This window comes from Paenibacillus sp. FSL H7-0690, from assembly GCF_037980415.1.
Lineage (GTDB): Bacteria > Bacillota > Bacilli > Paenibacillales > Paenibacillaceae > Paenibacillus_AQ > Paenibacillus_AQ odorifer.
The window spans coordinates 6,880,956-6,903,894 of sequence record NZ_CP150281.1 but is presented as its reverse complement, the minus strand read 5'-3'; the positions used below and the strand labels follow the sequence as shown (position 1 = coordinate 6,903,894).

23 protein-coding genes and 1 tRNA gene are annotated in these 22,939 nt (G+C 44.1%); 22 read left to right on the top strand and 2 right to left on the bottom strand.

The window, feature by feature from the left end; translation table 11 throughout:
• Positions 1–115: 115 nt before the first annotated feature.
• Together MHI32_RS30415 and MHI32_RS30410 are read left to right on the top strand one after the other, a co-directional pair.
• Complete coding sequence (locus tag MHI32_RS30415) at positions 116–1,261, top strand: aminotransferase class V-fold PLP-dependent enzyme (RefSeq protein ID WP_340011686.1); 1,146 nt, start codon at positions 116–118, stop codon at positions 1,259–1,261.
• 36 nt (positions 1,262–1,297) lie between these two features.
• On the top strand, positions 1,298–1,798 hold the full coding sequence (locus MHI32_RS30410; protein ID WP_036677768.1) for a DUF4446 family protein: 501 nt from the start codon (positions 1,298–1,300) through the stop codon (positions 1,796–1,798).
• Here MHI32_RS30410 and yyaC read toward each other — a convergent pair.
• Positions 1,770–2,378, bottom strand: a complete 609-nt coding sequence (gene yyaC / locus MHI32_RS30405) for a spore protease YyaC (protein WP_036677770.1) — start codon at positions 2,376–2,378, stop codon at positions 1,770–1,772. The two genes, MHI32_RS30410 and yyaC, sit on opposite strands and share 29 nt — an antisense overlap.
• A gap of 119 nt (positions 2,379–2,497) precedes the next feature.
• Here yyaC and MHI32_RS30400 point away from each other — a divergent pair, with 119 nt between their 5' ends.
• From MHI32_RS30400 to MHI32_RS30385, 4 genes are all read left to right on the top strand, one after another.
• Positions 2,498–2,743 carry a DUF3343 domain-containing protein gene (locus tag MHI32_RS30400; RefSeq protein ID WP_076124321.1) on the top strand — a complete coding sequence of 82 codons (246 nt, stop codon included), beginning with the start codon at positions 2,498–2,500 and terminating at the stop codon, positions 2,741–2,743.
• Positions 2,744–2,764: 21 nt separating this feature from the next.
• Positions 2,765–3,808, top strand: a complete 1,044-nt coding sequence (locus MHI32_RS30395; RefSeq protein ID WP_076181708.1) for a mechanosensitive ion channel family protein — start codon at positions 2,765–2,767, stop codon at positions 3,806–3,808.
• On the top strand, positions 3,808–4,020 hold the full coding sequence (locus MHI32_RS30390) for a DUF951 domain-containing protein (protein ID WP_036677772.1): 213 nt from the start codon (positions 3,808–3,810) through the stop codon (positions 4,018–4,020). The genes MHI32_RS30395 and MHI32_RS30390 overlap by 1 nt, the downstream gene beginning before the upstream one ends.
• A 43-nt stretch (positions 4,021–4,063) precedes the next feature.
• Positions 4,064–4,154: transfer RNA gene (locus MHI32_RS30385), tRNA-Ser, on the top strand.
• A 367-nt stretch (positions 4,155–4,521) separates the two neighbouring features.
• Here MHI32_RS30385 and MHI32_RS30380 read toward each other — a convergent pair.
• Positions 4,522–4,719: a YjzC family protein gene (locus MHI32_RS30380; RefSeq protein ID WP_036677774.1), complete on the bottom strand. Its 198-nt coding sequence runs from the start codon at positions 4,717–4,719 to the stop codon at positions 4,522–4,524.
• A 217-nt stretch (positions 4,720–4,936) separates the two neighbouring features.
• Here MHI32_RS30380 and rpsF point away from each other — a divergent pair, with 217 nt between their 5' ends.
• From rpsF to MHI32_RS30300, 16 genes are all read left to right on the top strand, one after another.
• Positions 4,937–5,221: a 30S ribosomal protein S6 gene (gene rpsF / locus MHI32_RS30375; RefSeq protein WP_036677776.1), complete on the top strand. Its 285-nt coding sequence runs from the start codon at positions 4,937–4,939 to the stop codon at positions 5,219–5,221.
• 48 nt (positions 5,222–5,269) lie between these two features.
• The gene (ssb, locus tag MHI32_RS30370; RefSeq protein WP_036677780.1) at positions 5,270–5,776 is read left to right on the top strand and encodes a single-stranded DNA-binding protein; all 507 of its coding nucleotides are present in this window, start codon (positions 5,270–5,272) and stop codon (positions 5,774–5,776) included.
• Positions 5,777–5,797: 21 nt separating this feature from the next.
• Positions 5,798–6,070 carry a 30S ribosomal protein S18 gene (gene rpsR, locus MHI32_RS30365; protein ID WP_036651767.1) on the top strand — a complete coding sequence of 91 codons (273 nt, stop codon included), beginning with the start codon at positions 5,798–5,800 and terminating at the stop codon, positions 6,068–6,070.
• Positions 6,071–6,580: 510 nt separating this feature from the next.
• Positions 6,581–8,530 (top strand): DNA mismatch repair protein MutS, encoded by a 1,950-nt coding sequence (locus MHI32_RS30360; protein WP_340011685.1) that lies wholly within the window; start codon positions 6,581–6,583, stop codon positions 8,528–8,530.
• Between the two features lie 193 nt (positions 8,531–8,723).
• Complete coding sequence (gene opp4A, locus MHI32_RS30355; protein WP_076278205.1) at positions 8,724–10,442, top strand: oligopeptide ABC transporter substrate-binding protein; 1,719 nt, start codon at positions 8,724–8,726, stop codon at positions 10,440–10,442.
• An 84-nt stretch (positions 10,443–10,526) separates the two neighbouring features.
• Complete coding sequence (locus tag MHI32_RS30350) at positions 10,527–11,471, top strand: D-alanyl-D-alanine carboxypeptidase family protein (RefSeq protein WP_036677789.1); 945 nt, start codon at positions 10,527–10,529, stop codon at positions 11,469–11,471.
• A gap of 322 nt (positions 11,472–11,793) precedes the next feature.
• Positions 11,794–12,819, top strand: a complete 1,026-nt coding sequence (locus MHI32_RS30345; protein ID WP_076099795.1) for an LCP family protein — start codon at positions 11,794–11,796, stop codon at positions 12,817–12,819.
• Positions 12,820–13,013: 194 nt separating this feature from the next.
• Positions 13,014–13,439 carry a CBS domain-containing protein gene (locus tag MHI32_RS30340; protein ID WP_036677795.1) on the top strand — a complete coding sequence of 142 codons (426 nt, stop codon included), beginning with the start codon at positions 13,014–13,016 and terminating at the stop codon, positions 13,437–13,439.
• Between the two features lie 223 nt (positions 13,440–13,662).
• Positions 13,663–13,965: a MazG-like family protein gene (locus tag MHI32_RS30335; RefSeq protein ID WP_170914153.1), complete on the top strand. Its 303-nt coding sequence runs from the start codon at positions 13,663–13,665 to the stop codon at positions 13,963–13,965.
• Between the two features lie 6 nt (positions 13,966–13,971).
• Positions 13,972–14,889 carry a DUF2232 domain-containing protein gene (locus MHI32_RS30330; RefSeq protein WP_076124314.1) on the top strand — a complete coding sequence of 306 codons (918 nt, stop codon included), beginning with the start codon at positions 13,972–13,974 and terminating at the stop codon, positions 14,887–14,889.
• Positions 14,890–14,900: 11 nt separating this feature from the next.
• Positions 14,901–16,907 (top strand): DHH family phosphoesterase, encoded by a 2,007-nt coding sequence (locus MHI32_RS30325; protein WP_076181714.1) that lies wholly within the window; start codon positions 14,901–14,903, stop codon positions 16,905–16,907.
• Positions 16,904–17,350, top strand: a complete 447-nt coding sequence (gene rplI, locus MHI32_RS30320) for a 50S ribosomal protein L9 (RefSeq protein ID WP_036677804.1) — start codon at positions 16,904–16,906, stop codon at positions 17,348–17,350. The genes MHI32_RS30325 and rplI overlap by 4 nt, the downstream gene beginning before the upstream one ends.
• A 1-nt stretch (position 17,351) precedes the next feature.
• Positions 17,352–18,713: a replicative DNA helicase gene (gene dnaB, locus MHI32_RS30315; RefSeq protein WP_036677807.1), complete on the top strand. Its 1,362-nt coding sequence runs from the start codon at positions 17,352–17,354 to the stop codon at positions 18,711–18,713.
• Positions 18,714–18,924: 211 nt separating this feature from the next.
• Positions 18,925–20,211, top strand: a complete 1,287-nt coding sequence (locus MHI32_RS30310; protein ID WP_076105178.1) for an adenylosuccinate synthase — start codon at positions 18,925–18,927, stop codon at positions 20,209–20,211.
• Positions 20,212–20,401: 190 nt separating this feature from the next.
• Positions 20,402–21,046, top strand: coding sequence for a hypothetical protein (locus MHI32_RS30305; protein WP_076132908.1), 645 nt, complete (start codon positions 20,402–20,404; stop codon positions 21,044–21,046).
• 316 nt (positions 21,047–21,362) lie between these two features.
• Complete coding sequence (locus MHI32_RS30300) at positions 21,363–22,910, top strand: M23 family metallopeptidase (protein ID WP_340011681.1); 1,548 nt, start codon at positions 21,363–21,365, stop codon at positions 22,908–22,910.
• Positions 22,911–22,939 lie beyond the last annotated feature (29 nt).

Below are 22,939 nucleotides of genomic sequence, written 5' to 3'. Positions count from 1 at the left end.
ATAAAGTGCAGCTGAATATTATTCTTATATTTTCTACAAATAAGGTTATTATCAATAAAGGGCGACAACGTTGTTTCTTCTTAATGAAAAAGAGTATGAGACGAGGAGCGGGGTTATGGAAGACTTCGTATATTTGGATCATGCGGCTACGTCCTGGCCTAAACCTCCAGAGGTGGCAGCTGCGATGATGAATGCTTTGCAGTCGGGAGCAAATGCTGGTAGAGGGAATTATTCGTTGGCCATGGGAAGCGGACGGGTGTTGGTGAGAGCCCGGAGTTTGCTGGCGGAGTTGTTTGGGGTTTCTAATGCACAAGACATAGCGTTTACCCAAAACACTACGATGGCATTAAATATGGCGATTAGAGGTACACTCAAAGCAGGGGATCATGTAATCTCTACAATGACTGAACACAATTCTGTGCGGAGACCTTTGGAATATTTACGTAAGTCACTAGGGATAAGTGTTGATTATCTGAAGGTGGATCGAGAAGGGCAATTGGATTTGAACGAATTGGACAAAGCGTTTCGACCAATCACTAAAATGGTAATTTGTAATCATAGCTCCAACTTATTAGGTAGTATACTTCCCATTGGTGAAATCGGGGATCTAGCTAAAGCAAAGGGTGCTATATTTCTAGTGGATGCTGCTCAAAGTGCAGGCTCGCTTGATATTGATGTGAAAAAGATGAATATTGACTTATTAGCTTTTCCCGGGCATAAAGGATTGCTTGGACCACAAGGGACTGGTGGGCTCTATATATCACCTGAATTGGATCTCGAGCCCTTAATGCATGGAGGGACAGGCAGTCAATCTGAGAATAGTGAACAACCCTCTGTTCGCCCAGATCGGTATGAAGCGGGAACGCAAAATGCGGTAGGAATTGCTGGTTTACTAGCCGGTGTTCAAAAGGTAAAATCGATAGGGACAAACGTTATCCACGAAAGAGAGTGGAAGCTGACTCAACTGCTGATGGAGGGCTTGTCCCATATTCCAAACATTAAACTGTTAGGGCCCACATTAGGGGCTCCGAGAACTGGAATTGTGTCGTTTGTAGTGGATGGGGAAGAATCGGCGAATATAGCCCACCGTCTAGATCGTGAGTATAAAATAGCCGTCAGAGCGGGTATGCATTGTACCCCACTGGCACATAAGGCTGTTGATACACTAGAAAGTGGTGCTGTTCGGGCGAGTGTAGGCGTAGATACAACAGAGCATAATATAAGCAGAATGCTAGCTGCTATGGATGAGTTATATGGCTGATGCCCGCAGCAGATAAATAAAAAGGATGGTCCATTCATGTCTGAAATGAATCAATTAATTAATGAACAGTTGCAGTGGTTTGTGTTTGGTTTCGTAGTAATTATGCTAGTATTGATAGTGACTGTAATCGCCCAGGGAGCTAAGCTGCGGACTATACGGCGCAAATATGAGGCCATGATGGCAGGAAGCGGTGTGGAGGATCTGGAAGGCCTTCTGGTTGATCTGAAGAACCAAAGCGACATGCTGGAAGAAGAACAACGTGAGCAAAAAGCGTTGATAGAAGCTACCCAAGTCAAAATCCGCGGCATGAAGTCAAATATCGCTCTGAAGCGTTATAATGCCTTCGGTGAACGTGGTAATGATTTGAGCTTCTCGGTGGCTATTCTGGATGACAATAGCAGTGGCATTGTATTAACCAGCCTTCATAATCGTGAGAACTCATATATTTACTCCAAGCCTATGCAAAATGGGGAATCACAATATGCCTTATCGCCTGAAGAAAAAGAAGTTATAACTCTCGCGTTGCAGCAGAAGTAGCATGCAGGTTCCATTGTTTTAGAGCAGAATATAGACTTGTAGCGATAATATCAGATAATCGCATGACTAGACTTAGCCGTGTATTCTGCAATACGAAATACTCCATAAAGCCGCCGACATTAACGATTCCAGTCAAATGGATATCTCCAACCGGCGGCAATTGTTTATTTACGCCAGCCCCTGGTCTGAGGGGACCTTCAACGACTTGGATGCAGCCAACACTAGTAGAGTGACCTAAGCAGGCATCTATTCCGATGACAAACGGGTTATTATATTTTTCATTAATTAGAGACAAAGTCTCTTCAAGATTGACGGCATGAACCGGTTCTTCAAGGGTACCGTATAAATGAAACAATGGACTATGAAAACGGGATAATGCAGTACCAACAAGAGGACCGAGAGAATCTCCGGTGGAGCGATCAGTGCCTACACAGATGACGATAATTTGAGTCTCTGGACGCGTGCGTGAAAAGTGAAAAAGTAGCCGATGAGTAATTGCGGAATAGATATCGGGATCTGTATGTGATATTTTTAAACAGGACGTTTCTTGCGCTGCTGTAGCCTTGGATGAGGAGTTCATACCATCTTCCTTTCTAAGGGTGATTCTATTTGTTGGTATCTAGTATATGGATAGAAGAGGGGTTTTATACTCCAGCAGCAAGAGATAGGACGATAAACCTATGGAGAGGCTTGACGTATATGCAGGATGAGATGTTAATAGCGTTTGACTCCACCCAGCAGGCGCTTCGTGCTGAAATGCTGCTTGAGTATGCTGAAATAGAAATTGATATATTTCCAACTCCGAAGGAGATCACCGCAGGCTGTGCAATTTCAATTCAGTTTTTTCAAAATGCGCTGGAAGAGGTAAAAAGAATTATAGTTGAGCAAGAAATAGAAATACGCGGCATCTACGGAAAACACAACGAGAACTACATACTGATTTAGGGGTAGGGAGGAGTACATGCGATGAATATGTGGATACTGGAGGCTGATACACCCGGTGCGGATACATTAAAAGATGCCATTCGCTTTAAAGATAAGGTGTGGAATTGGTTTACCGATGCTGATATGTGGGCGGATGTATTATTTGCGGGTCTACGGATTCTTGTTATTTTTCTCTTAACCCGGGTTATTATTAAAATTGTTTCTAATATTATTGATCGTTCGCTTGAGCGTAAAACCGGTGGCAGACTTCTGTCCAACACACGAAGGTTTACTACGGTTGGGGAATTGATGAAAAATGTAGTGACAGTTATCTGTAATTTTGTGATGATCATGCTCGTGCTTTCTGAGTTCCACTTCGATTTGGCACCATTGTTGGCTGGAGCGGGTGTGCTTGGTTTAGCAGTGGGTTTTGGGGCACAAAGTTTGGTGAAGGATGTTATTACAGGTTTCTTTATTATTTTAGAGGATCAATTTGCAGTGGGTGATGTAATTCAAACGGGGACCTATAAAGGAACGGTAGAATTAATCGGACTGCGAACAACCAGACTGTTAAGCACAACTGGAGAAGTATTTATTATCCCGAATGGATTAATCACGAACGTAACCAATTATTCTCTCTCGAATGCATTGGCTGTAGTTGATGTTCCTGTAAAAATGGAGCGGAGCTTGGAGGCCACGCTAGGTTTGATTGGAGAAGCGCTAAAAGGAATAGAAGAGCGTAACTCTAATGTTCTTGCTTATCCTAATGTGCTCGGTATACAGTCCATGAGTACTTCGGAATATGTAATTCGTATAGCGGCTAGCTGTTTACCTAATGCAAAAGAGGTTGCGGAGAGACAGATTCAGAATGATATTAAGCAGGCACTAGAGAAACTAAGCAGTCTAGAGCAGGCCCAAGCTGCTCAAGCCGAAGAGGAAGCGCGTTTGAAGGCAGAAGAAGAAGAAGCAAAGGCTGAAATTGAACTGGCAAAAGCAGAAAATGAGCAGGAAGTATCGGATACGCCTGACACTGGATCAAGACGCCAAATCGCAGCGACACAAGAGGGGAAAAAGGGGGAAGGGTAGTGGAACGTAAAGTTTTTCAGCTTGGAGATATTGTACAGATGAAGAAACAGCACCCTTGCGGTTCTAATGAGATGGAGATCATTCGCATGGGGATGGATATCCGCATTAAGTGTACAGGATGTCAGCATAGTGTTCTGATTCCCCGGGCGAAATTCGAGAAGAATATGAAGAAGGTACTGCGTTCAGCAGAGGGAAATACAGACAATAATTAAGCTTGCAAATGGCATGTCTGCATGATACAATTATTTTTGCTGCGGAGAGGTACCCAAGAGGCCCAAGGGGGCTGACTCGAAATCAGTTAGGCGTGTCACAGCGTGCGTGGGTTCGAATCCCACCCTCTCCGCCACTTCAGCATAATATAACATTTTAATGAATCCTTCGTTCCTGTAACGGAGGTTTTTTTGTGTCCACTGAGCTGTTTGCAAAAGATCATAACATGCAAAAAGAAGGGCCCTTTCGGGTCCTTCTTCAAGAGGCAGTACATCAATGATGTTGGAATTTCTCTGTATATAGCGACTAAAGTGATTTAGGCGTTGCTGAGGTTACTGCTTTTTAGACAATAACCCACTACTATTCCCAGCTAACAATAGATGCTGAATCAGATATCCTGTGATTGTGTTCGTCTACGACGGCCAACGGAACCACACCTCTCTTTTGTACTGCCTGAGTATAGTATGTGTAATGTCATTTTTTTTATACACATTTATTTTTATTTAATGTACACGTGCTTTTTCAACCTTTTTCCACTTCCGATTTTTGTTACTGGTCTCGGGGAAGGTGTCCCCTTTTTCCATTTTAATATGCTGTGGATTCTGAATTTCGGTATGGAAGCTTCGCGCTTCACCTACCTCTGTATACATGCCTGGATTGGGGGCCTTGTCGCCTTTTTCATATTCTGTCTTTTCGCCCATCATTATCGCTCCTTCCTTAAGTGCAGATGAATTCACCGATTATTGTGCGCAGGTAGGGTTTTTTTCATGTAAAAAGAGGGTGGAAGGTTGTCCGGTATTAATATTGCTTGCACTCTGCTGCTCGTTTTGGTATATTAATCAGGTGCGAGTCTATGTTTGTGCTCGTTCCTTGCTCCTGACGTGATTAGGGGCCTCAGACCATAAGGAGGTGAAAATTATGCGCAAATATGAAGTGATGTACATTATTCGTCCTGACATTGAACAAGAAGCTGTTCAAGCAGCAGTCGATAAATTCCAAGGCATCATCTCCAATGGCGGGGAAATTACAAAGCACGAAGTGCAAGGTAAACGCCGTCTTGCGTATGAGATCAAGAAATTCCGTGATGGCGTTTATGTTTTGGTTAACTTCAATGCAGAACCTGCAGTAGTTACTGAATTAGAACGTCTTATGAAGATTTCTGACGAAGTTATTCGTTATCTCATTACGAACGACGTTGCTTAAGATCTTGACAAGCTTTGTAATGAATCGCTCTAAAGGAGGGGACCAGAATTGTTGAACCGTATCATTTTGATCGGACGGTTGACCCGTGACCCGGAACTTCGTTATACTCCCGCTGGTGTTGCCGTAACTCAATTTACGCTTGCCGTAGATCGTAACTTTACGGGCCAGAACGGTGAACGTGAGGCAGACTTCATCCCGGTTGTTACCTGGAGACAGCTAGCAGAAACCTGTGCCAATTATTTGCGCAAAGGTCGTCTGACAGCAGTGGAAGGACGCATCCAAGTGCGGAACTATGAGAATAACGAAGGTAAACGTGTATACGTAACTGAAGTTATTGCTGATAATGTTCGTTTCCTGGAATCTTCACAAAGCCGTGAAGGTGGAAATACTTCAAGTGGTGCAAGTAGTATGCCTGAAGAGCCAGCATATGGTGGCGGTGGTAACGCTGGACGCGGAAATAACAACAATAATTTCTCGCGTAACAACAATACTCAAGATCCTTTTTCGGGCGATGGTAAACCGATTGATATATCGGATGATGATTTGCCATTTTAATTAGGAAGGACTGAAAAGAATATGGCTTTTAAACCAAGAGAAGGCGCTGACAACGACAAAAGACCAGCACGTCGTGGTGGACGCAACAAGCGTAAAAAAGTTTGCTTTTTCACTGTGAACAAGATTACTCACATTGATTATAAAGATACTGAACTTCTTAAGAAGTTCATCAGCGAACGTGGAAAGATTTTGCCACGTCGTGTAACAGGTACAAGTGCAAAATACCAACGCGCTCTTACCATTGCTGTAAAACGCTCGCGTCAAATCGCGTTGCTTCCTTACACAACGGAATAGGACGTTTTATAGAAGCAGTCGGGAAACCGGCTGCTTTTTTGTTGTGAAAAACCAGCGTGTGGATTACGTTGACGTTCCATCTGGAATGTGTTAAATTACAGCTATCCTATAACAAAAGGGGAAATATTGATGTTGGTGACCGTTCTTAACTAGCAATTTCATAACACTGGAGTAGGAAGGCTTTAGCAGGCTCGTCTTTTGGCGTTTACGTGCTCTATTTGAGTTCGTTTCGCGCAGAGGTCTGTTGTTCCTAACAGTGGATGATTTAGTTAAGAACACACGAAGCGTCATATGGCCTCTTTACGGCTGTTGTTCTCTTTGTAATTAACCGTGCTCTTAGAGCACGGTTTTTTTGTTTTTCGGCCACCCTGGCTTTTATGGGGACCTTAAGACGCCAGAGAACAATAGCATAAAAAGAAGGGCAAGGACTGCCATAGTGGCATTCTTTGTCCTTTTTGCGTTAGGGAGATTTAGTTCCAAAAAAAGTTAGATCAATAAGGAGGATTTGCTGTGAATTTACAAAGTCTAAACACGTTGGAATACGAAATTATTAAAACCGAGCTTAGCCGTCATGCGGTATCTTATGTAGGAAAGAAAACTGTAGAAGAGCTTATGCCTATGACCTATTTGCCTTCGATTCAAAGAGCGATGGAGGAAACGTCTGAAGCTAAAGAGCTGCTCGAGCGGGGGTCCAGTGTACCGATTCCTTCATTAGAGGGGATTGAGTGGATCATGTCACTAATGGGGACTGGATATTTGTACAGTGAGCAAGACTTCACTGCAGTGGCTACATTTCTAAAGAGCTGTAGTCAATTGCGCAAATATATGGCTTCTAAAGAGCAAAGTGCTCCCCGGATTGCTGCTTATGCTTCCTCGCTACTGGAATTAAATCATGTGCGGGAAGCAATTGATCGTTGTATCCGCTTTGGGGCGATTGATGATGGAGCTAGTAAGGGGTTAGAGCGGGTTCGTAAACGGATTGCCGTAGCTAAAGAACGTCTTCATAAAAAAATTGACGGGATCATGACGCGCCATCAATCGATTTTGCAAGAGAATATTTATAGTCAGCGTGGTGGACGTTACGTTATCCCCGTAAAGCGCGAGTATCATAAGCAAATAAAGGGATCGGTACTTGATCAATCCACAAGTGGACAGACGGTGTTCATCGAACCAGATGAGATCGCCTCCATGCAGATTGAGCTGGATTTGTTATTAGGAGAAGAGGCGCGTGAAGAAGCTGTGATCCTCAGTATGCTGACCAGCATGGTAGAACAGGAACAAACTGCACTGCGCCTAAATATCGAGGTTACAGGTACCTATGATTTTATTTTTGCCAAAGCAAAGTATGCACGAACGCTGGGAGCATCTGAGGTTACTCTAAATGATAGGGGTTTTCTAAGGATGAACGGAGGCAGACATCCCATGCTGCAGGGCATGATTCCAATTAGCCTGGAGATAGGGAAGGGATATAAATCCCTAATCATTACAGGTCCAAATACAGGCGGGAAAACGGTGGTGCTCAAGACCCTCGGGCTGCTGACCCTCATGGCTCAATCCGGGTTGTTGATTCCGGTCGAGGAGGGGAGTGAGTTTACGGTCTTTACGGATGTGATCAGTGTAATCGGAGACGGACAAAGTTTGGCCCAATCACTCAGTACATTTTCGGCACAAATGAAGAGTATTGAGGGAATGCTGAGAGATGCCTCTAAAGGGGTGCTGCTGCTCATTGACGAGCTGGCGGCAGGTACAGACCCTGGTGAAGGAATCGCCCTCTCAATCGCCATTCTGGAAGAGCTGAACCGTAAAGGGGCCAATATTATCGTCACAACCCATTTTAATGAGCTAAAAGCCTTTGCCGCTGCGACAGCCGGTTTTCAAAATGCACGAATGGAATTCGACAAAGAAACGCTGCAGCCGTTGTATCGTCTGACTATCGGAGAAGCGGGGGAGAGTTACGCTCTGCAAATTGCCAAAAAGCTGGGTATCCAGGATAACGTTATCAAGCGATCGTGGGAGATCGTTGAGGCGCAGCAGCAAAGGCTGCAGAAAGGTGATGGGTCGGCATGGGCAAGTCTTTTTAGCAAAGAGGGAGAGAAAGGGAAGACTGCACCTGTTATAGAGGATTCTGAAAAAGAAGAAAAGTCTGTTGAATCACTGAGCGATAAGGAGAAGCAGACCCAATATGAAATTGGTGATGCTGTTCTTGTAACTTCACTAGGGCGGATAGGCATTGTTTATGAGAAAAGAGATCACTTAGGAATGGTCGGAGTGATGATCCAGAAGCAAAAAATGCGGATTAATCATAAACGTTTAAAACCATATCTATCCAAAGATGAGCTGTATCCTGAGGAATATGACTTTGATATAATTTTTGAGAGCAAGGATACCCGTAAAAAGCGGAAATTGATGCAGCGTAAGCATGTCGAAGGCCTGAGAATTACGCATAAGGATGAAGAATAATGTAATAAAAGGATCTGCCTATGAGGTAGGTCCCTCTTTTTTTATAAATACTATGAAATATGCGTAAATTCAAGCAGGAGTATAGGCCTAAAGCTTAGAAGTTATTGTAACCATTCTAAAACTTTGTTACAGTAAATATTTATTCCATAGCTTATATGTAGATATACGTTCAACTAGAGAAGGGAAGGAACACATGAAGAATAAGAAGATATGCGGGTTCTTGTTAACAATGCTCGTGATGACTACTGTATTGTCAGCATGCAGCAGAGCAGGTACCAGCAGTAATTCATTATCTTTACATCACAATGAGGTGGTCGAAAAGCCACAGACTGGCGGAGTAGTTACTTATGGATACTCATCGCCGTTTATGGGCTTCTTTGAGCCTGCTTTTTATGAAGGTGAAGATGACTTTCATGTGCTGGAGTTTATTACTGAGGCCATGTTTACGATAGATGATGATTTATCAACGGTTCCTAATATCGCCACTTGGCAGGAGTCCGAGGATCATAGAATATTTACCTTTAAAATTAAACCGGGAATCCGTTGGCATAATGGAGATGAACTGACCGTAGAGGACTGGAAATTTGCGATGGAGACTATTGCTAGTCCAGAATACACCGGATCGCGTTATTATAGTGTGGAAATGATTCAAGGTGCAGAAGCCTATCATAAGGGTGAGGCGAAGAATATAACAGGTCTTAAGGTTATAGATCCTTATACTTTGAAAATAACAATGACAGCTGCCCGCGTAAATACGATTGATAATCTATGGCCGTATCCGATGAATAAAAAATATTATACTGGAGTCGCTGTTAAGGATATGCCTGAGAGTGATCAGATGCGAAAAAATCCGATTGGGATTGGCCCCTTTGAGGTGAGCCTTATTGAACCTGGCCAGCGGGTCGAGATGAAGCGCTTTGATCAATACTATAAAGGTAAGGCTTTATTGGATGGTGTGTTGTATAAGGTATTTGATGACAAGGAAATCATCAGCCTGTTTGAACAAGGCGTAATTGATATAGAGAATGCCCCACGAGATACTTATGAAAAGCTGAGCGAACTCGATAATATTAATATTTTACAATCAAATGAGCTTGCTTATGAGTATATAGGGTTTAAATTTGGGTATTGGGATAGTGAAGCTGAAAAAATCGTAATGGATAACCCTAAATTTGCGGATAAAAGATTACGTCAGGCGATGTATTATGCACTTGATCGGGAGGGGATCATTCAATCATTTTCTCATGGGTTAGGCAAGCCTATAGAAACTCCGGTTTCCAGTGCAAGCTGGGCGAAGATCCCTGACAGTCAGATTAATACGTATCCCTATGATCCGGAAAAAGCGAAGCAGCTGCTTGATGAGGCTGGTTTTGTAGATGTTGATGGAGATGGGCTGCGTGAGGATCAAAAAGGAGAAAAGTTAGTTATTCATTATGATTCTATGCTAGGCAGTCATTCAGCGGAGTTACGAACTGCTGCTATTCTGGAGGATTGGCGAAATGTGGGACTCGATGTGCAGCTTAATGGTGGGGCGTTAAAAGAGCTCAACACCTTCTATGAAGCAGTAGAGGCTGATGATCCGTCCATTGAGTTGTTTAACGGGGTATGGGGATTAGCTAATGATCCTGATCCTTCAGGTCTCTGGAGGGAGAATGATTTGTGGAACTACCCACGTTGGTCCTCGGAGCGGAATGAAGAATTGATTCGCGATGGCACAAGTATGAAGGCATATGATAGAGATTATCGACAACAAATCTATTATGAATGGCAGAAGCTAGTGAATGAAGAGGTTCCAATGATCTTTTTTGCGGAAAGAGAAAGCATTACTGCTGTTAATAAACGTCTACAAGGTGTGCGTGTTGATTCTTTGGGCTCCATAATTGAGCCTAATAAATGGTGGATAAAGGACTAAATTAAAAAAAATAAAAAAAATTACGCAAAAAGTGAAATCAAATTGCTGTTTCATTCGTCATATATATTATGGAGGATGACAACGATGAAGAGACGGATATTGATATGGGCTGGTGCAGCTTTGATAGTCGTTGTCTTAATTACGGTGTGGAGGCCTATCGAGCTGGGCTTTAAACCGGATATTGACGCGGGTTCAGCAGTGCTGCTAGATATGGATAGTGGAGACATATGGGTCAATATAAACGGCGATGTGCCTATGCCACCGGCCAGTGTGTCTAAATTAATGACTGAAATGATTGTGCTGGATCACATAACCTCTGGAACCCTTAGGTGGGAGGATAGAGTCCCTATTAGTGCTTACGCCAGTCAAATGGGAGGTATGAGTCTCTCATTAAAACGAGGAGATTTCTATACAGTAAGGGAGCTATTCGAAGGCATCACCATCTATTCTGCTAATGATGCTGCAGTTGCATTGGCAGAATATATGGCAGGATCAGAGGATTCTTTTGTACTTATGATGAATGATAGAGCACGTAGTTTAGGTTTATCTCCTAATACGGTATTTACCAACGCCTCTGGATTGTCGAGCAAGGATCTTGGTATCATTCGTCAGCCTACGCATATCGGTGGCCAGACGATGATGACAGCGAGGGATACAGCCAAATTGGCAGCTGCTCTAATCCATAATCATCCTGATGTACTGAATATTTCCGGTCGTACACAGATGCAATTAAAGGATAAAGGGTTATATGTTAGTAATAGCAACCTTATGCTTCCAGGTATGGGCGGCGCTTACGCATACGATGGAGCAGATGGGTTGAAGACTGGATATGATAGCCAGACGGGATATTGTATTGCGGGATCAGCCCAGCGAGAGGGGCACCGGCTTATTGCGGTCGTTATGGGGGCAGAGACCTATGGCAGCCGATTTGAGGGTGCTGCTAAATTGTTCGATTATGGGTTTTTCCGCGGTTTACATTATGGAGAACGGGTAAAACATATTATACATGCCCTTGGAATTCGAAGTTAAATTTGGAGCATCATACCAGTAATTATTACTTGGTATGGTGCTTTTTCCCTATTCATGTCGGTATTTGTTGTTTCTTTTTATCCATTTAGTGATTACAATAGAAATATTGTTTTATCCCATATTATTTTAGAAACGCAAAAAAACTTTTTTCTATAATTTAGAATGACCCGAATTTCCTGAAAGGGGGGACAATAAGATAATGGAATAAGGGACAGTAAATTCGCCGCCGAGAGAAATAAAACCATGACTGCCTGAGAACGATCAGGAGGCATTGTAAATATATGGTATTTGTAATTATTCTACAATAAAGAAGGAATCAAAGATGAAAAAAATAAAGAAAAGATACATTGCGCTAATTGTTCTCGTCGTTGTTATAGCGGGAGGCTTTCTGTTTCGGAATTCTTTGGCCGTATTAGCCTTTGACCTCTTTTTGTCCGATCGGGTAGAAAGCAAGCTGAAAGAAGAATCTTACCAGCCACTTAAGGATGAGAATAAGGTTAAGCCAGAGCCGGTTGTATACAAAAGCGATCCATTCTCGCTGATGCTGCTCGGGACTGATCAACGCGACAATGAAACCGCACGTTCGGACACTATGATGTATGCTGTTGTTCGCCCTGAGGATTACAAAATTCTGCTTATTTCTATTCCACGTGATACGTATACCGAGATTATTGGGCATAACGATAATAAAAAAGATAAGATTACCCATGCTTATGCTTTTGGTGGGCAGCAAATGGCTAAGGATACTCTGGAAGCACTGCTGGAGCATGATATTCAGTATTATGCCACCATTAACTTTCAAGGGCTCAAGGATGCCGTTGATGCTATTGGAGGCGTTCCGCTGCCAATCAAGAAGGATATTGTAAACAAGGGTAAGGACCATGAAAAGTTTACGATCGAGGGTGGAAAGTCGAATTATAACGGTCAAGAAGCACTCAACTATACACGCTACCGTGAAGATAGTGACTTTAACCGGACCAAACGCCAACAGGTTTTTATTGATGTCGTAGCTAATAAAATGTTATCGATCAGCCAAATCGGCAATATTCCTAAGCTGCTGGATATTATGGGCGATAATTTTAAGACCGATATTGAGCCTTCAATGATTATTAGTCTGGCCAAGAAATTTATGGGCGGCAAAGATATGGATATCTCAAGCTTTACGGTAATGGGCGAAGGAAAACGTATTGACGGACTTTATTATGATATCGTTGATGAAGAGGACTTGCGCGAAGCTAAGGCGCTGATTGATAATTGGATGAATGCAGGAACACCTGTAGATCAACTGATTGAGCCGGGAAAAGCAAGTAATGCACTCGAGCCCAAAGCAACAGCAGTTACGCAGTAATTCTAATTGGAAAGCTAAACTCATATAAATAAATTGCAGCAGCCATACACATTCTCATGGCTGCTGCTTACTGTCTTCATGTTATAATGAGTTGGAACTATTATTTAGCTGCTACGTATAATCACATTGGCATGGCAGTAAAAGGAAGTTAAAGAACCGTAATTCCTTCGGAACTCTTTGAGGAGGATCAAGAGATGAATATTGCATTTTTTTTACTTCCGAAACAGGAGGTGGCCTGCGTAACGCTCGATTCTACGCTGCGCCAAACGCTTGAGAGGATGGAGTTTCACCGCTATACAGCAGTCCCGATTCTTAACCGTAATGGAGAGTATGCCGGCACGGTAACGGAAGGTGATCTGCTCTGGTACATGAAAGAGTCGGAGGGTAAGGTTTCGTTTGAGAACGCTTCAAAATTTTTGCTGAAGGACGTTCCATTACGTATGAATAACAAGCCGGTCTCGATTGATGCGGATATGGAAGATCTAATTAATTTGGCTAAGGTGCAGAACTTTGTACCTGTGGTCGATGATATGAACCGGTTTATTGGAATTGTTCGCCGGAGTCAAGTCATAGAATATTGCGAGAAATTTGTAACAAGACAATCACAGGAATCATTATAGTCCCAGTGTATTCGCGGTTATAGAAGCTATCGGAACAAGGCCTGTATTTCCGGCGATAACGGAATGCGGGTCTTTTTTAAAGAAAGCTCCTCTCCAAAAAGAGGCATAGTCAGCATGGATTGAAGCATACTTAAGGGGCGCGGGGCGTCCAGTGTGACACCGAATTTTTTATGCTATAATGGAGAATAAAGCTTTTTGCCGGAGGTAGAGAGACGTGTCCAATGTGCCGAAGGATCTGGATGTAGCCAAGCGCGCCAAGGTAATTGAATGGCTGAAAACCGAAGTGATTGATCAAGTTTCAAGGTTATTTAAAGCGTTATGGGAAGGCAGTACTACCCGTGTCGGTGACAGTCTGGCTAGCTTGATTATGAGCTCTTATATTTTGGGCCGCAGACTAGGGATTCCTTATCGTTCTTTAGATGACTTGCTACTGGAGAAGCTTAGAAAGCACAAGCAGGAAGGGCATCAACTGGAAGATTGGTACCAAGATATATCTGCTTTAGAAGAACATATGCGTAAGAGGTGAATACTGTTGAAATTTCGCTGGTCATCTGTGGCTTGGAGCGTAGCATACTTACTTTTGCTGCTTAGTTTAACGACTCCACTCCTCATCATCACTACCCTGTTTATGATTGTTCCGGCAGTAGTGTTGTTTACTACACTGAACACGAGACAATTTGTACTGCATGTATTGCCGGTGTTGCTGATTGTAGGCTTGATTACACCAATTTATCTGTTGATAGCTGCGTATTTCTTAATACCGGCTCTGGTTATGGGGCGCTGGTATAAAAGACATGCCCCGGCCATGTCTACCGTGATCGCAGGTACGGTTACGATTCTTGCACAGTTCCTGCTGCTTTTGCTGCTGGGTACGGCATTATTTAATTTTGACCTGTCTACCTATGTGAACGATGTATTGCAAATGGTTAATTCACCTCTGTCTGAGCTCGGAACTACCAATCCTCTGCTCACTGATATTGGATTTTCAACTGAGGATGTAAACAAGATAAGTCATATGACGGTTCAAATGATCCCTATGACTCTAATCGTAAGCTCCTTCATGATTGCTGTGATTACGCATTCTATTGCCCGCCCGATTCTGAACAGTATGAATTATGCAGTACCTAAGATGAAGCCTGCACGTGAATGGAGACTTTCGAGATCGTTTATTTGGTACTATCTGATTGGTGTTGTTCTACAGCTCTTCTTCTCAGGGTCGGAGAACAATTTCATCCTCATGATTTCTGCCAATCTTCTGCCACTGCTGCGAATTGGCTTTATGATTCAGGCCATCGGATTTTTCTTCTTCCTGGCGCATGAACGCAAATGGAACAAGATGTCTGCCGTATTGTTAGCGATACCGGTTATTTTACTGCCGCCGCTGCGCATTATTGGTATTATTGATCTTGCGTTCCCACTGCGGGAGTATGTGACCAAATCGAAACGATAGGGTGAGAGTTCATGCCTAAATTTCTGCAAAGACGCTGGCACGGCTATCATACCGTATGGGCGTTCATGCTGCTGTTGGTCCTTATTATAATTGTCAGTATTTATAACTGGGCGCTTGGGGTCGCCGGCCTGTTTCTGTCAGGTACTTTATGCTTCTATATGTTGAAAGCGGAGATCTCGTTCCGCCGTAATCTGGTGGAATATATTAATGGACTATCTTTCCGCATTAAGCGGGTAGAGGGCGAAGCAGTCAGCATGCTGCCGCTTGGAATCATTCTGTTTAGCGAGGATCGAACGGTGGAATGGAATAACCGCTATGCCGGCGATATTTTTGCACGCAAGTCTTTAGTTGGGGAATCACTGCAAGAATTATTGCCTGATATGCAGTCTTTTTTCACAGGTGCTGCAGCGGGTAAGCGGGAGGTCGCCAAAGAGGGTGTGCTCCATGACACCCGCCTTGAGATCACCGTGGATGAACGATTTTATCAAGCTGTCATTATTCCGAGTGAGCGTATTCTTTACTTGTATGATATCACTGAGCTTGTGGTGTTACGTGAGCGGTATGAGGATGAGAAGCTGGCAATCGGCATAGTGATGATGGATAACCTGGATGAATCCGCTCAAGGGATGGATGATCAACAGCGAACCTCGCTGATTGCTAAAGTGACGAGTGAAATCACTGAATGGAGTAAGCAGTTTGAGGTTTATCTGCGGCGGTTGTCCTCGGAACGTTATCTAATGCTGCTTAATCATCGTAGCCTGCAAGCGTTGGAAGAGAGCCGCTTCGTGATTCTAGATGAAGTCAGAGAAATGACTGCTGATCTTAAGGTACCCATGACACTGAGTATTGGTCTGGCCTTTGGCGCAGACTCAGCAAGTGAATTAGGGGCATTGGCCCAATCCAGTCTAGATATGGCGCTTGGCCGAGGTGGTGATCAGGCAGCTGTAAAAGCAGGCCAACGGTTATCCTTCTACGGCGGCAAGAGTAATGCTGCTGAGAAGCGTACCCGAGTGCGGGCGCGGGTCATTGCGCATGCTTTGCGGGATCTGATGCAGGAGAGCGATCGTGTGCTGATCCTCGGTCATCGGACACCGGATATCGACGCTGTGGGTGCTGCAATCGGCCTGTTAAGGGCTGCGCAGATGTATAATGTAGAGGCTAGCATTGTGATGGAGACTCCTAATCCATCGATAACTAACATGATGGAGCAGATTCGTAAGGATGATGAGTTGTATAAGTCATTCATCACAACGGAGCAATCCCTACAGATCATGACAGAGCATACCCTGCTTATTGTTGTGGATACACATAAGGCGTCTATGACGATGGAGCCGCGGCTAGTGCAATATGCCAGCAGAATTGTAGTGGTGGATCATCACCGAAGAGGTGAAGAGTTCATTAACGATGCTGTATTGGTGTATTTGGAGCCTTACGCTTCATCGACTTGTGAGCTGGTGACAGAGCTGCTTCAGTATATTCATGAGAAGGTAAAGATCAGTCCGCTGGATGCTACAATGTTGTTAGCGGGGATCACGGTGGATACGAAGCATTTTGCGCTTCATACGGGGTCGCGTACCTTTGAGGCCGCAGGCTTCCTGCGCCGGAATGGTGCCGATACCGTACTTATTCAGCGCATGCTCAAGGAGGATTTACAGGAGTATATTTCCAAAGCCGAAATTATCAAACATGCGCGGATGGTGTATGACCAAATCGCGCTTGTAGTTACGGCACCAGGCATGAAAATTCCGCAGCTTCTTATTGCTCAGACTGCGGACACGCTGCTTGGGATGACCAACGTAGTTGCTTCATTCGTCATCAGCGAGCGGCCTGACGGCCTGATTGGCATTAGTGCCCGATCACTAGGACGTATGAATGTACAGGTCGTGATGGAGAAATTAGGCGGCGGAGGGCATCTGTCCAATGCCGCGGTACAGCTTGAAGGAACATGTAAAGAAGCAGAAGCCAGATTACTGCAGGTGCTGGCTGAAATCGAATCGAAAGAGGGGTTATTCGAATGAAGGTCATATTCATAAAAGATGTTAAGGGTCAAGGTAAAAAAGGTCAGGTTAAAGAGGTATCCGAAGGTTATGCTTCTAACTTCTTATTGCCACGTGGATTGGTTCGTCCGGCAACGGAAGGTAACGTGAAGACGCTGGAGAATCAAGCGGCTGCTGAACAACGCCGTAAAGATAACGAAAAAGAAGAAGCACAGCAATTGGGTAAGAAGCTTGACGAGCTAACACTGACAATGAAAGCAAAATCAGGTGAAGGCGGACGTTTATTCGGTGCTATTACAAGCAAACAGATTGCTGAGACACTGGCTTCCACCAAAGGAATTACTATTGATAAGCGCAAGATTGAATTAGGTGAGCCAATTCGCCATATAGGAGTATTTCAAGTAAGCGTAAAATTGCATACTGAAGTAAAGGCCACACTTAAGGTTGAGGTAACGGAGGAGTAACATGGGTGGAGATCTCTTTTTCGATCGGGTTCCCCCGCAGAATCTTGAAGCCGAGCAGGCGGTAATTGGTGCGGTTCTGTTGCAGGATGAAGCGCTCATTACTGCAATGGAACGGGTGAATACCGAAGACTTCTACGATAAAGCGCATCAAATGATTTTTGAGGCGATGGTGCAGCTCGGAGAAGAGAGCCAGCCGATTGATCTTGTTACACTTACGTCCAGACTGCAGGACAAAGGAGAGCTTGAAGATATTGGTGGGGTTAGCTACTTAGCTAAGCTGGCGCATGCCGTGCCTACTGCTGCTAACGTAGAATACTACGCCCAGATTATCGAAGAGAAAGCCATGCTGCGCCGTTTGATTCGCACAGCCACGCAAATTGTGAGCGAAGGTTATACTGGCGGTGAAGATGTAGCCGATATGCTTAGTGATGCAGAGCGGCGCATTCTTGAAATCTCCAACCGGCGGAGCGGCAGTGGATTTATTGCGATCCGCGATGTCTTGATGGAAGTGTTCGACAAGGTTGAGTTGCTTCATCAAAATAAGGGGGGTACCTCAGGTATCCCAACCGGATTTGTGGATTTAGATCATATGACTAACGGATTCCAACGTAACGATCTGATCATTGTTGCGGCTCGTCCATCTGTTGGTAAGACTGCATTCGCCCTGAATATTGCACAGAACGTGGCAGTACGCGCTAAAGAAACTGTTGCGATATTCAGTCTGGAAATGTCAGCGCCACAGCTGGTACAGCGGATGATTTGTGCTGAAGCCAACTTAGATGCCAATATTATGCGTACCGGTGACTTCAAGAGTGATGATGATTGGTCCAAGCTGACGATGGGTATTCAGTCTCTATCTGAAGCGGAGATTTATATCGACGATACACCAGGTATCACGGTAACCGATATTCGTGCAAAGTGCCGGAGACTGAAGAAGGAAAAAGGACTTGGCATGATCGTCATCGACTACTTGCAGCTCATTCAGGGCCGCGGTAAAGGCGGAGAGAACCGTCAGCAGGAAGTATCGGATATATCTCGTACACTGAAGCAGATTGCCCGTGAGTTGGATGTGCCGGTTATTGCCCTGTCGCAGTTAAGCCGGGGTGTAGAGCAGCGCCAGGATAAACGTCCAATGATGAGTGACTTGCGTGAATCGGGTTCTATCGAGCAGGATGCCGATATTGTTGCGTTTCTGTATCGTGATGATTATTACAATGCGGATACGGAGAAGAAGAATATTATTGAGATCATTATAGCTAAACAGCGTAATGGTCCCGTAGGCACGGTAGAACTGGTCTTTCTTAAAAATTTCAACAAGTTCGTTAACTACGAGCGAGCACATGCGGAACCATTTGCTGGTTAAACCTGACATGTATAATTCCCGAACGATTGCACATTTCTTTGTGTAATCGTTCGTTTTATTTGACTTTGAAAAAAACCGCTGTTACACTGAGAATTGTCCTTTAGCGGGTTAAATCTGCTTGGCGTCCGGAGGGCCACGTACATAAGAATGACGTATAGGGTCCATATTATGAAAAATAATGGTGCTAAGTAGCACCTACGGAGGAATGAACATGTCAACGGTAGTCGTCGTGGGAACACAATGGGGAGACGAAGGTAAAGGGAAAATCACTGACTTTCTAGCGGAAAGTGCAGATGTGGTCGCCCGTTATCAAGGGGGCAATAATGCCGGTCACACGATTCTGATTGACGGTGAGAAGTTTAAGCTCAGCTTGATCCCTTCGGGTGTATTTTATAAAGAGAAAACTTGTGTAATTGGTAACGGAATGGTTATTAATCCGGCTGCCTTGATCCAAGAAATAAATTATATTCACGAGAACGGTTTTGATACTAAGAACTTAGTGATCAGTGATCGTGCTCATGTCATTATGCCATACCATATGGTGCTGGATGCTCTCGAAGAAGACCGTAAGGGTCCGAACAAGATTGGTACTACACGTAAAGGTATCGGTCCTTGTTATATGGATAAGGCAGCACGCAACGGTATCCGTATTGCTGACTTGATGGACGCTGAGGAATTCGAACTGAGACTCCGCCCCTTGATGCAAGAGAAGAACCAAGTGATTACGCAGGTCTATGGTGCTGAAGCTCTTAACGTAGAAGAGATTCTGACTCAATACCTGGAATATGCAGAAGTGCTGCGTAATTATGTAACAGACACCTCTGTTATTCTTAATGATGCCATTGATGCGGATCGCAAAGTGTTGTTTGAAGGTGCGCAAGGAGTAATGCTTGATATCGATCAAGGTACGTATCCGTTTGTTACTTCATCCAACCCATCTGCCGGTGGGGTATGCATAGGTTCTGGTGTGGGACCGTCCAAAATCAAACAGGTTATTGGGGTTGCAAAAGCCTATACCACTCGTGTTGGAGATGGCCCGTTCCCTACAGAGCTGAATGATGCAACAGGTGATTATATCCGTGAAACAGGTCATGAATATGGCACAGTTACCGGACGTGCACGCCGTGTAGGCTGGTTCGACAGTGTAGTTGTGAGTCACGCTCGTCGGGTAAGTGGAATCACAGGGCTATCTCTTAACTCGCTGGATGTACTTAGCGGACTTGAGACTGTGAAGATCTGCACAGGCTACAAATACCGTGGTGAGGTAATTACTCATTACCCTGCTAGCCTCAAAATGCTGGCAGAATGTGAAGCGGTATATGAGGAACTTCCAGGCTGGAGCGAAGATATTACTTCTGCAAAAACGTTGGATGATCTTCCAGCAAATACACGCAGATATGTTGAACGTGTATCTGAGCTTACAGGTATTCCGATTGCTATCTTCTCAGTGGGTCGTAACCGTGAGCAGACGAATCAAGTATTGCCAATTTATATCTAAAACCTAGTTATACTAAGGAGCCTCGTTAGAGGCTCTTTTTTTTGTTCTGAGGACTATCTCTCTCTCTTTTGGGGCCTAGATTTATACCTAGACGTTTCCCAAGGCCGGTTCTAGTCAATACTGGATGTATAGAAGAACATGTACATGATCTACCAGATAGTCTTGAACATAGGTGAGAGGAGAAATGAAGATGAAGATCGTGAAGCGAGCACTTAGCGTATGTCTGATTGTGGTACTTGCCAGCACTCTTTCAATTCTAACAACGGGCGTGGTTGTAAATGCTTATATTCAGTCGGTACTGGCTAGCTTCGATATTAAAGTGAATACTCCCGGTCCGGGATTTGGAGGAATGATTCGGAGCATCATTGGCATGGATAACAAATCTGACTCGGATACAGCCAATAAAGAAGTAACCACAGGGAGTACAGTTAGCAAGGAGACCGACAAAAGCACGGATTCGCCAGCTAAAGGCAAGGGCGAGCCCGTAGATGATAATACTCCGACTGATGCCTTACCAGTTATGGGGCAAGTTACAACCGAAAGTTCAGCTGATAACGGAAGTGGAAGTGTTGGTGACCAACAATTAGTAATGACACCTGAGGCACTCAGTGACTTCAAAGATAATCTTCCATCGGAAGAGAAGGTAAATATATTCAATATTTTGATGTCCAAACTACCCCAGGATGAGATGGCAAAAATTTCAACAGCGATGGAGGATGGATTAACAGAAGATGAGGTTAAAGAGCTGCAACAGGTAATTGCAAAATATGTTGATGCAGACGAATATGAGAGCATAATGAAAATGCTTACACCAACTACAGAATCTACGCAATAGCTTTTATAATTGTCACTTTATAGACACAAGAAAAAGGTTAAAATTTCATATTTGCGCAAAAAACCCGCGTATTTGGCGGGTTTTTTGTCATGTCTAAAGTTGAAATTTTTCTCTAAGCTATGGTACAGTAAACAAGGACCTCAAGAGGTTAAATTTTTGTAACCTCCTTAACAGCCTTTTTATAGGTTCATTAGAAGCAGGAATTAAGCACTAGTATACGCAGAAATTTACATGGACGTAATCTATATAATCGAGGTCGTACAATTAGCTTGGCCGCTTTTGTCGGAAGTAAAAGCGGACTGAAAGGGAGAGTTTCATGAAGGGATTTAAGTTCATGCGTCGGATGAGCAAGCTGCAGGATGGACATCCAGCAGCATCCGAGGCGAATGTTCAACAGAGCCACAATTTCGATCACGACTCCAAACACTTTCAACAAGAGAAAGGTACTCGCAGATTTCGGCGTGCTTGGATTTTGGGATCTGTCGGCCTTGTGCTTCTAGCTACGGTTTTGGTTGGAGCAGAGAAAAAGTATGTAGCCGCTAACACGGTTACCTATTATCAAGTGTTGGTGAAGGGCGAAGAAGTCGGAAGACTTACCGATCAGACGCAGCTTAACCAGCTATACGATAAGAAACAACGAGAATATCAGGAGAAATATCCGAATTCAACCATGGTGCTGCAAACAGAGGGCATAACAATAGAAGAGCAGAAGGCATACAAGCCAGAAGTTGATAGTGAGGCGACACTTACTAAACTAGATGGAATGCTGAAAGCTTATGCGGTAGGCGTCCAATTGATGGTAGATGGCAAGGCCGTTGGCATAGTTAAGGATCAGGAAACTGCTAATGCTGTGCTCGAAGGGGTAAAAAATCATTATGTCCCACAAGCAGAAGTAGCAACGACGGCTAGTAAGCTAACAAGAACGGCTGCTTCCAGCTCATCTGCTGCAAAAGCGAAGGCTCCAGAGCAAGTAGAGTCGGTAGAGATTAGTGAAGATATTTCTATCGTTCCTATCAAAGCAGATCCTAATAAAGTGTTGGATGTGGAGGCAGCGGTCCAGACACTTACTGAAGGTAAAGAGGCGCCTCTTCTTTATACCGTTCAAGAGGGTGATACGATTTCGGGGATTGCCAAACGGTTTGAAATCACCCAAAAAGAGATTTATAGTAACAACCCTAACGTGAAAGAGCTGACGTTGAAGATTGGAGATACACTGAAGCTGAAGGTACCCCAACCAGATGTTACAGTAGTAACTGTGGAAAAAGTGACTGAGCAGATAGTGACTGAGCCGGAAGTGGTTGTGCGTTCGAGCGATCAGCTAGCGGCAGGCAAAAGCAAAGTGGTTCGTCCAGGACAAACTGGACTTAAAGAAATGGAGTATCGGGTAACAAAGGAAAATGGCACGGTTGTTCAAGAAGAATGGTTAGGCCAGACCGTTATAAAAGCCTCGCTGCCAGAAGTTGTTTATCGGGGAACGAAGGTTGTTGGTGAAGGAACAGGCATGTTCAGTTGGCCGGTAAGCGGGGCAACCCTGACAAGTAGCTTCGGTGAGCGTTGGAGCCGTGCCCATAAGGGTATTGATATGGTATCTAGCAATCGGAATATAAAAGCTTCTGATGCCGGGACCGTAATCTTTGCAGGGGTGCAGAATGGATACGGGAATGTAGTTATTGTGGATCATCGCAACGGATACCAGACCTATTATGGTCATTTAAAAAGCATCTCGGTTTCTACAGGCCAACGCTTGGAGCAGGGTGGCAAGATTGGTGTAATGGGCAGCACCGGACGTTCGACGGGTACACATCTGCATTTTGAGATTCGGAAGAATGGCACTGCTGTAAATCCAATGAAGTACTTGCAATAATTCATACTTTATCCTTTAACTGCTCGATT

Bases quoted from the DNA above. Each gene is read 5' to 3' on its own strand.
- MHI32_RS30310 (WP_076105178.1), top strand. From the start codon at position 18,925: ATGTCAACGGTAGTCGTCGTGGGAACACAATGGGGAGACGAAGGTAAA.
- rplI (WP_036677804.1), top strand. From the start codon at position 16,904: ATGAAGGTCATATTCATAAAAGATGTTAAGGGTCAAGGTAAAAAAGGT.
- MHI32_RS30395 (WP_076181708.1), top strand. From the start codon at position 2,765: ATGAATATGTGGATACTGGAGGCTGATACACCCGGTGCGGATACATTA.
- MHI32_RS30300 (WP_340011681.1), top strand. From the start codon at position 21,363: ATGAAGGGATTTAAGTTCATGCGTCGGATGAGCAAGCTGCAGGATGGA.
- MHI32_RS30340 (WP_036677795.1), top strand. From the start codon at position 13,014: ATGAATATTGCATTTTTTTTACTTCCGAAACAGGAGGTGGCCTGCGTA.
- MHI32_RS30345 (WP_076099795.1), top strand. From the start codon at position 11,794: ATGAAAAAAATAAAGAAAAGATACATTGCGCTAATTGTTCTCGTCGTT.
- MHI32_RS30305 (WP_076132908.1), top strand. From the start codon at position 20,402: ATGAAGATCGTGAAGCGAGCACTTAGCGTATGTCTGATTGTGGTACTT.
- rpsF (WP_036677776.1), top strand. From the start codon at position 4,937: ATGCGCAAATATGAAGTGATGTACATTATTCGTCCTGACATTGAACAA.
- MHI32_RS30350 (WP_036677789.1), top strand. From the start codon at position 10,527: ATGAAGAGACGGATATTGATATGGGCTGGTGCAGCTTTGATAGTCGTT.
- MHI32_RS30380 (WP_036677774.1), bottom strand. From the start codon at position 4,719: ATGGGCGAAAAGACAGAATATGAAAAAGGCGACAAGGCCCCCAATCCA.
- opp4A (WP_076278205.1), top strand. From the start codon at position 8,724: ATGAAGAATAAGAAGATATGCGGGTTCTTGTTAACAATGCTCGTGATG.
- rpsR (WP_036651767.1), top strand. From the start codon at position 5,798: ATGGCTTTTAAACCAAGAGAAGGCGCTGACAACGACAAAAGACCAGCA.
- MHI32_RS30400 (WP_076124321.1), top strand. From the start codon at position 2,498: ATGCAGGATGAGATGTTAATAGCGTTTGACTCCACCCAGCAGGCGCTT.
- MHI32_RS30410 (WP_036677768.1), top strand. From the start codon at position 1,298: ATGTCTGAAATGAATCAATTAATTAATGAACAGTTGCAGTGGTTTGTG.
- dnaB (WP_036677807.1), top strand. From the start codon at position 17,352: ATGGGTGGAGATCTCTTTTTCGATCGGGTTCCCCCGCAGAATCTTGAA.
- MHI32_RS30325 (WP_076181714.1), top strand. From the start codon at position 14,901: ATGCCTAAATTTCTGCAAAGACGCTGGCACGGCTATCATACCGTATGG.
- MHI32_RS30415 (WP_340011686.1), top strand. From the start codon at position 116: ATGGAAGACTTCGTATATTTGGATCATGCGGCTACGTCCTGGCCTAAA.
- yyaC (WP_036677770.1), bottom strand. From the start codon at position 2,378: ATGAACTCCTCATCCAAGGCTACAGCAGCGCAAGAAACGTCCTGTTTA.